Here is a 7,947-nt window from a genome sequence, read left to right as displayed (position 1 = left end):
CATCGAGACCATCGGCGATTTCTTCACGGACACCATTGGTCGCCGCATCTTGCAGAGCCATGGCGCAGCCAGCGTCGTGATCGCCAACAACATGATCGCCAATGTCGACAATCTCGACCCGCTGGTGATCGGGGTTCGCGACGTGCTTGCGCCGGACGGGCTGTTCGTTTTCGAAACCCAATATGGTGTCGACGTCACCGAGAAGAACCTTCTCGACACCGTCTATCACGAGCATCTGTCGTATTTTAACATCAAGCCGCTGCAGCGCTTCTTTGCCCGGCTCGGGATGGAAGTGATCGACGTCCAGCACATCTGGACCAAGGGCGGCTCGATCCGGGTGACGGTTCAGCGCGCTGGCGGCACCAAGACGCCGTCGGCGGAGGTCGCGCGATTCGTTGCCGAGGAAGAACGGCTCGGCGTCGACCAGCCGTCCTATTATGCGCCCTACGTGAAGAGAATCGCTGCCATCCGCGACGAATTGGTCGCGATGGCCGATGCCGCCCACGCGCGCGGTCAGTCGGTCGCCGGCTACGGCGTCTCGGTCGGCACCACGACGTTGCTCCCGCAGTTCGGCCTGGAGGGCAAAATCGATTTCCTGGTGGACGACGACCCCAAGAAGGGGAACGTGATGGCCGGGCCGGGCTACGACATCCCGATCCTGCCGCCCGCCGCCCTTTACGAGCGTAAGCCGGCGTTCGTCGTCGTCTTCGCCTGGCGCTATGTCGACCCGATCCGGGCCAAGCACGCCCGCTATTTCGCCGAGGGCGGAAAGTTCGTCGTGCCGCTGCCGGGCATCTCCCTGGTCGAGCGGGCCGACTGACGACGCGAGGTGGCCGCGCGACGAGGCCGCGCCGGCGCGTTCCCATCGATACCGGTTTGTTGCGTCGGCCCCCTGGGCCGACGCAGCCCTTCATCGGCGCAGGGACGCCGCCGTGCCGGACGAGGCACCCCAAACGGGGAGCCGGTATATGCCGCCCGATGGGCTCCGCGCCGGGCGCCGTAACCCCGGCCGGCCGAAGACCCGGGGCAGGCCGTTGCCTTGACCTTTTGCCCCGCCCGCAGTAGATACCAGCCACCTGCAGCCGGCCCGTTGAGATGCGGATATCCGGCGCGGCTTTTAAATCCCCGAACAATCGAGCCCGGTTTCCGGCTCATCCTTCAAGCGAGGGCTGGGCCAACGGCGGCTGTTCGGATCCCTGAAATTCATTCGCGTCTGGACGTTGGACATCAAACGATGGCAGTCAGCCCGTTTAAATTCTTGCAGGAAGTGCGCTCGGAGACCGCCAAGGTCACCTGGCCGACCCGCCGCGAGACGACGATCACCACCATCATGGTGTTCGTCATGGTCGCCGTGGCGTCGATCTTCTTCTTCGCTGCCGACCAGATCATCCGTTACCTCATCACCTTCCTTTTGGGCATTCACTGATGGYAACCGCAGCCGCAACCCAATCGTCCGACAAGCGCTGGTACATCGTCCACGCCTATTCGAACTTCGAGAAGAAGGTCGCCGAATCGATCCGCGAGCAGGCCAAGCAGCGCGGGCTCGAGGAGCTGTTCGAGCTGGTGCTGGTGCCGACCGAAAAGGTCACGGAAGTGCGCCGCGGCCGCAAGATCGACGCCGAGCGCAAGTTCTTCCCGGGCTATGTGCTGGTGAAGATGAAACTGACCGACGAGGCGTTCCATCTGATCAAGAACACGCCGAAGGTCACGGGCTTCCTCGGCGCCGAGAACAAGCCGATGCCGATCTCGGAATCGGAGGCCATGCGCATCCTGCATCAGGTGCAGGAGGGCGTGGAACGGCCGAAGGCGTCGGTGTCGTTCGAGATCGGCGAGAACGTGCGCGTGGCCGACGGCCCGTTCGCCTCGTTCTCGGGAGTGGTCGAGGAAATCGACGAGGCGCGCTCGCGCGTGAAGGTCGCGGTGTCGATCTTCGGCCGCGCCACGCCGGTCGAACTGGAATTCGGTCAGGTCGAGAAGGTCTGACCGGACGACGCGTGAAGCGAGAGGCTTTGCGCGGCAATAGGCCGTGGGAGGAAGAGGGCGGTTGCCAGCCGCGCTCGATCCCAACCACGGAACCTGAAACCGCTGGCCGATCAGGCCGGCACAACAGGAGTGATACATGGCAAAGAAAGTGACCGGATACCTGAAGCTTCAGGTCCCGGCCGGTGCGGCGAATCCCTCGCCCCCGATCGGTCCCGCGCTTGGTCAGCGCGGTCTCAACATCATGGAGTTCTGCAAGGCGTTCAACGCCCAGACCCAGAAGGAAGAGAAGAACACCCCGATCCCGGTGATCATCACCATCTATGCGGACCGTTCCTTCACCTTCGAGATGAAGACGCCGCCGATGTCCTACTTCCTCAAGCAGGCCGCCAAGATCCAGTCCGGCTCGAAGGCGCCGGGCCGTGACAAGGCCGGCAAGGTGACCAAGGCGCAGGTGCGCGAGATCGCCGAGAAGAAGATGAAGGACTTGAATTGCGACAGCATCGAATCGGCCATGAAGATGGTCGAGGGCTCTGCCCGTTCGATGGGCCTGGAAGTGGCGGGGTAAGCAGTCATGGCAATCGGAAAGCGTTTGAAGAAGGCCCGCGAAGGCGTTGATCGCGAAAAGCTTTACCCGCTCGCGGAGGCCATCAAGATGGTCAAGGAGCGCGCCAAGTCKAAGTTCGACGAGACGATCGAGATCGCGATCAATCTCGGCGTCGATCCCCGTCACGCCGACCAGATGGTCCGCGGCGTGGTCACCCTGCCGAACGGCACCGGCCGGACGCTCCGCGTCGGTGTGTTCGCCCGCGGCGCCAAGGCCGATGAAGCCAAGGCCGCCGGTGCCGACGTCGTCGGCGCCGAGGACCTGGTCGAGAAGGTGCAGAACGGCTCGATCGATTTCGACCGCTGCATCGCCACCCCCGACATGATGCCGCTGGTCGGCCGTCTCGGTAAGGTGCTCGGCCCGCGCGGCCTGATGCCGAACCCGAAGATCGGCACGGTGACCATGGACGTCACCAGCGCCGTCAAGGGCGCCAAGGGCGGCTCGGTCGAGTTCCGCGTCGAAAAGGCCGGCATCCTGCAGGCCGGCGTCGGCAAGGCCTCGTTCTCCGAGGACAAGCTGGTCGAAAACATCAAGGCGCTCGCGGACGCGGTCTCCAAGGCGAAGCCGGCCGGCTCCAAGGGCACCTACATCCAGCGCGTCGCGGTGTCCTCGACCATGGGTCCCGGCGTGAAGGTCGAGCCGGGCACCATCCTCGGCTAAGGTTTGAAAATTGCATGAGGTGAGGGGCGGAATTGGGCAACCGATTCCGCCCCTCATCATTTGTGGCGCGGCGTTCACCGGAAACAAGAACAATGACTGACAAGGTCCTGATCTACTCGCGGTTTCCGAAGACGATGATGGCGCGTTTCGCCGAGCGGTTTGAACTGCTGGACACCGGCGGCAAGCCTGCACAGGAGGTGCTTTCAGCCGAGGATCTCGGCGGCATCCGCGCGCTGCTCACAGCCGGCGGCACGCCGCTCGGTGCGGAGGCGATGGACCTGTTTCCGAAGCTCGGCGCGATCGTCTGCTACGGCACCGGCTATGACGGTATCGAGCTGAAGGCGGCCGCAGCGCGCGGCATCGCGGTCGGCCACAGCCCCGGGGCCAACGCGGCCTCGGTCGCCGACATCGCGATGACCCTGATGCTCGCGACGACGCGGCGGATCCTGGCTGCCGATCACTATGTTCGCAGCGGCGACTGGGCGGCCTCAAAGCCGTCGCCGATGATGCGGCCGCAGGCCGGGATGCCCGGCCGCCGCATCGGCGTCTACGGAATGGGCGAGATCGGTCGCAAGATCGCGGCGCGTTGCGCCGCCTTCGAGAGCGAGGTCGGCTATTTCAGCCGCAGCAAATACGATTTGCCCTATCAATATTTCCCGACACTGGAGGCGCTCGCCGACTGGTGCAGCGTGCTGATGATCGCGGTCCGCGCCGGCGATGAGACCCAGCACCTGGTCAACGCCGATATCCTCAAGCGCCTGGGGGAGGGCGGCTATGTCGTCAATATCTCCCGCGGCTCGGTGATCGACGAGCAGGCGCTCGTTGCGGCGCTCTCCGACAAGACCATCGCCGGCGCCGGCCTCGACGTCTACGAGCGGGAACCGCACGTGCCCGACGCGCTGACGGCGCTGCCCAATGTGGTCCTCGCTCCTCACATCGGCGGCCACACCCTCGAATCCCACGTCGCCATGCAGAACTGCGTGCTGGCGAACCTGACCGCATTTTTCGCCGGCCAGCCGCTGCCCCATGCCGTCAAAGCGGCCTGAATCGGCCCTTTTGGGCCGTATCGGGCCTCCCGGGCACCGATTGGAACTGGTGTGAATTTTGCTCTTGGCAAGCACGCGGAGAGCGGTTAAAGAACCGCTTCCGGACGTGCTGGCCGTGGCTGGCGCGTTCGTGCACGCATTCCGAAAACCCGACGCGATAGGAGATCATTCCTTTTCAGGACGTCCGCAAGGATTTGCCGGAAAAGGGAGGAAAACCATCGGTTGGTGGGGTGCGGGCAGAGGTCAGGCGGTTCGCCGGCTGATCTCGTCCTGTCCAAGACTGCAGGCGCCCGCGGGGAATTTCGATTTCTCAACGGCTTAATCGCATGGCCTGCATAGACGGGTGAAGACCGGATTTCGCTTCGCATCCAGCCGTATGGTCGGTCGCGGAATGGGTTTGGTTCGGACCTCGACACCCCGCAGGCCCCAAAAGGCTTCGGGAGGGCAGGCTTTAATCGTTGTCTCGCCCCGGCGTGTCCAAAGGGTTTTGACCCAGAGGTTCAGGTTTGGGTGGGACGATGGGTGCAACCCGGCGGTCCCGCTTTTCGCGGCGACTGCCAACCGGAAAGAGCTTGCTGTGGAACGAGCGGCAAAAAAAGAGGCGGTCGAACAGCTCAATGAGGTCTTCAAGACCACGAGCGTCGCGGTCGTTGCTCAATATTCCGGCCTCACCGTTGCCCAGATGCAGAAGCTGCGCCAGCAGATGAAGCAGGCGGGTGCCTCGGTGAAGGTCTCGAAGAACCGTCTCGCCAAAATTGCTCTTGAAGGCACTGACGTCGTTGCCATCGGTCCCATGCTGAAGGGGCCGACCGTGATCGCGACTTCGAACGATCCGGTAGCGGCGCCAAAGGTCGCCATCGATTTCGCCAAGGCGAACGAAAAGTTCGTCATCATCGGCGGCTCGATGGGAAAGACCGTCCTGAATGTCGACGGCGTGAAGGCGCTTGCCTCGCTGCCGTCGCTTGACGAACTGCGTGCCAAGATCGTCGGCCTCATCGTGGCCCCGGCGACCAAGCTGGCCCAGCTCGCCAACGCGCCCGCGGGCAAGCTCGCGCGCGTCATCCAGGCTCATGCCTCAAAGGGCGAAGCGGCCTGACGCCCTTCGCAAAACTCAAACCCGAACCAGACTTACACGTAAGGAAACTGAACAATGGCTGACTTGCAGAAGATCGTTGACGACCTCTCGAGCCTCACCGTGCTCGAAGCTGCCGAACTCGCGAAGCTCCTCGAAGAGAAGTGGGGCGTTTCGGCTGCCGCGGCTGTCGCCGTGGCCGGCCCGGCTGCTGGTGGCGCTGCCGCCGCTCCRGCCGAAGAGAAGACCGAGTTCACGGTCGTCCTGGCCGCCGCCGGCGACAAGAAGATCGAGGTCATCAAGGAAGTCCGCGCCATCACCGGCCTGGGCCTGAAGGAAGCAAAGGACCTCGTCGAGGGCGCGCCGAAGCCTGTCAAGGAAGGCGTGAACAAGGACGAGGCCGACAAGATCAAGGTCCAGCTCGAGAAGGCTGGCGCGAAGGTCGAGCTCAAGTAAGCCAAGCTTGCTTGCGCGAGATCCCGGGGCAGCGACAGCGGGACCCGGGATCCCGAGCCGTAGCGACGGTGGCCGAAAGGCCTGGAGCGGCGGGTTGGATGCAAAAGGCGTGCGACGGAACGTCCCGACGCAGGCCGAACACGAAAAAGTGTGGGGATTTGAGGGTTTACCCCTCGAATCTCCACTATTGTCGCCCCATATCGGGTCGGCAGCACGAAAGCGCGGTGGCGGGGAAGCCGGATTTCCCTGTAAGCCGTTGGGAGAGCAGGCTATTTCGGGCTTTTGCAGTCCGTGAAGACGATCGTTGTGACGGGCGGGCGCGCCACTGCGCCCCGCGCGTCGTTTTGCGTTTTGAAGGTCTGAAGAACAGATTCAGGACATTCCCGCCTGAAACTGGGTCTCCGGCCCCCAAAAACGGGTTCGAAAAATTCAACCCGGGGAGCGGCGGCAGCTGCGTCCCGGACGGCGCGCCCAGAGCGGGCGACGAAATGAGAGGCCACGATGGCGCAGCAGACATTCACCGGTCGCAAACGCGTTCGCAAGTTCTTCGGACACATCAAGGAAGTCGCCGAGATGCCGAACCTCATCGAGGTTCAGAAGGCGTCCTATGACCAGTTCCTGATGGTCGACGAACCCCAGGGCGGGCGAGCGGATGAGGGCTTGCAGGCGGTGTTCCGCTCGGTGTTCCCGATCTCGGATTTCTCGGGCACCTCGATGCTGGAATTCGTCCGCTACGAGTTCGAACCGCCGAAATACGACGTCGACGAGTGCCGCCAGCGCGGCATGACCTTCGCTGCGCCCCTGAAGGTGACGCTGCGCCTCATCGTGTTCGATATCGACGAGGAAACCGGCGCGAAGTCGGTGAAGGACATCAAGGAGCAGGACGTCTACATGGGCGACATCCCGCTCATGACGATGAACGGCACCTTCATCGTCAACGGCACCGAGCGCGTCATCGTCTCGCAGATGCACCGTTCGCCCGGCGTGTTCTTCGACCACGACAAGGGCAAGACCCACTCCTCGGGCAAGCTGCTGTTCGCCGCCCGCGTGATCCCGTATCGCGGTTCATGGCTCGACATCGAGTTCGACGCCAAGGACATCGTCTATGCGCGTATCGACCGTCGCCGCAAGCTGCCGGTGACGTCGCTGATGTTCGCCCTCGGCCTGGACGGCGAGGCGATCCTCAGCACGTTCTACAAGAAGATCCTCTACAAGCGGACCAAGGAAGGCTGGCGCGTTCCGTTCGACGCCAACCGTTTCCGCGGTTACTCGACCATCAACGACCTGATCGACGCCGACACCGGCAAGGTCGTGCTCGAGGCCGGCAAGAAGCTCACGGTGCGCGGTGCGCGTCAGATGCAGGAGAAGGGCCTGAAGGCGCTGCGGCTGTCGGATGAGGAGCTCGTCGGCAACTACCTCGCCGAGGACCTCGTCAACCCCAAGACCGGCGAGATCCACGCGGAAGCCGGTGAAGAGATCACCGACAAGTCCATGAAGGCCCTCAACGAGCAGGGCTACAAGGAGCTGCCGCTGCTCGACATCGACCACGTCAATGTCGGCGCCTATATCCGCAACACGCTCTCGGCCGACAAGAACATGACGCGCGAGGACGCGCTGTTCGACATCTACCGCGTGATGCGTCCGGGCGAGCCGCCGACGCTGGATTCGGCGCAGGCGATGTTCCAGTCGCTGTTCTTCGACGCCGAGCGCTACGACCTCTCCGCGGTCGGCCGCGTCAAGATGAACATGCGCCTCGACCTCGATGCGCCCGACACCCAGCGCACGCTGCGCAAGGAAGACATCCTCTCCGTCATCAAGACGCTGGTCGACCTGCGCGACGGCAAGGGCGAGATCGACGACATCGACCATCTCGGCAACCGCCGTGTGCGTTCGGTCGGCGAGCTCATGGAGAACCAGTACCGCATCGGCCTGCTCCGCATGGAGCGCGCGATCAAGGAGCGCATGTCCTCGGTCGACATCGACACGGTCATGCCGCAGGACCTGATCAACGCCAAGCCGGCGGCTGCCGCCGTGCGCGAGTTCTTCGGCTCCTCGCAGCTCTCGCAGTTCATGGACCAGACCAACCCGCTGTCGGAGATCACCCACAAGCGCCGTCTCTCGGCGCT

At 63.7% G+C, this 7,947-nt stretch carries 7 protein-coding genes and 2 pseudogenes; all 9 read left to right on the top strand.

Annotation, left to right across the window (positions count from 1 at the left end):
- Positions 1-820 (top strand): annotated as a pseudogene (locus ACXJL8_RS27275) (D-mycarose 3-C-methyltransferase); the annotation flags it as partial.
- A gap of 414 nt (positions 821-1,234) precedes the next feature.
- Positions 1,235-1,426: a preprotein translocase subunit SecE gene (gene secE / locus ACXJL8_RS27270; RefSeq protein WP_007611620.1), complete on the top strand. Its 192-nt coding sequence runs from the start codon at positions 1,235-1,237 to the stop codon at positions 1,424-1,426.
- Entirely contained in the window at positions 1,426-1,983 is a 558-nt protein-coding gene (gene nusG, locus ACXJL8_RS27265; protein WP_456685907.1) for a transcription termination/antitermination protein NusG, read from the top strand. The genes secE and nusG overlap by 1 nt, the downstream gene beginning before the upstream one ends.
- Before the next feature lie 136 nt (positions 1,984-2,119).
- The gene (rplK, locus tag ACXJL8_RS27260) at positions 2,120-2,548 is read left to right on the top strand and encodes a 50S ribosomal protein L11 (protein ID WP_128933125.1); all 429 of its coding nucleotides are present in this window, start codon (positions 2,120-2,122) and stop codon (positions 2,546-2,548) included.
- 6 nt (positions 2,549-2,554) lie between these two features.
- On the top strand, positions 2,555-3,247 hold the full coding sequence (rplA, locus tag ACXJL8_RS27255) for a 50S ribosomal protein L1 (protein WP_456618175.1): 693 nt from the start codon (positions 2,555-2,557) through the stop codon (positions 3,245-3,247).
- Positions 3,248-3,339: 92 nt separating this feature from the next.
- Positions 3,340-4,293, top strand: a complete 954-nt coding sequence (locus ACXJL8_RS27250) for a 2-hydroxyacid dehydrogenase (RefSeq protein ID WP_456618174.1) — start codon at positions 3,340-3,342, stop codon at positions 4,291-4,293.
- 577 nt (positions 4,294-4,870) lie between these two features.
- On the top strand, positions 4,871-5,389 hold the full coding sequence (gene rplJ, locus ACXJL8_RS27245; RefSeq protein WP_456618173.1) for a 50S ribosomal protein L10: 519 nt from the start codon (positions 4,871-4,873) through the stop codon (positions 5,387-5,389).
- Between the two features lie 54 nt (positions 5,390-5,443).
- A complete protein-coding gene (gene rplL, locus ACXJL8_RS27240) occupies positions 5,444-5,821 on the top strand; it encodes a 50S ribosomal protein L7/L12 (RefSeq protein WP_200499672.1) in 378 nt (125 codons plus the stop codon).
- Between the two features lie 501 nt (positions 5,822-6,322).
- Positions 6,323-7,947, top strand: a pseudogene (locus ACXJL8_RS27235) (DNA-directed RNA polymerase subunit beta); the annotation flags it as partial.

This window comes from Bradyrhizobium sp. P5_C11_2 (assembly GCF_054049755.1).
The sequence above is the reverse complement of the archived record's forward strand: the minus strand, read 5'-3'. Positions and strand labels throughout refer to the sequence as shown.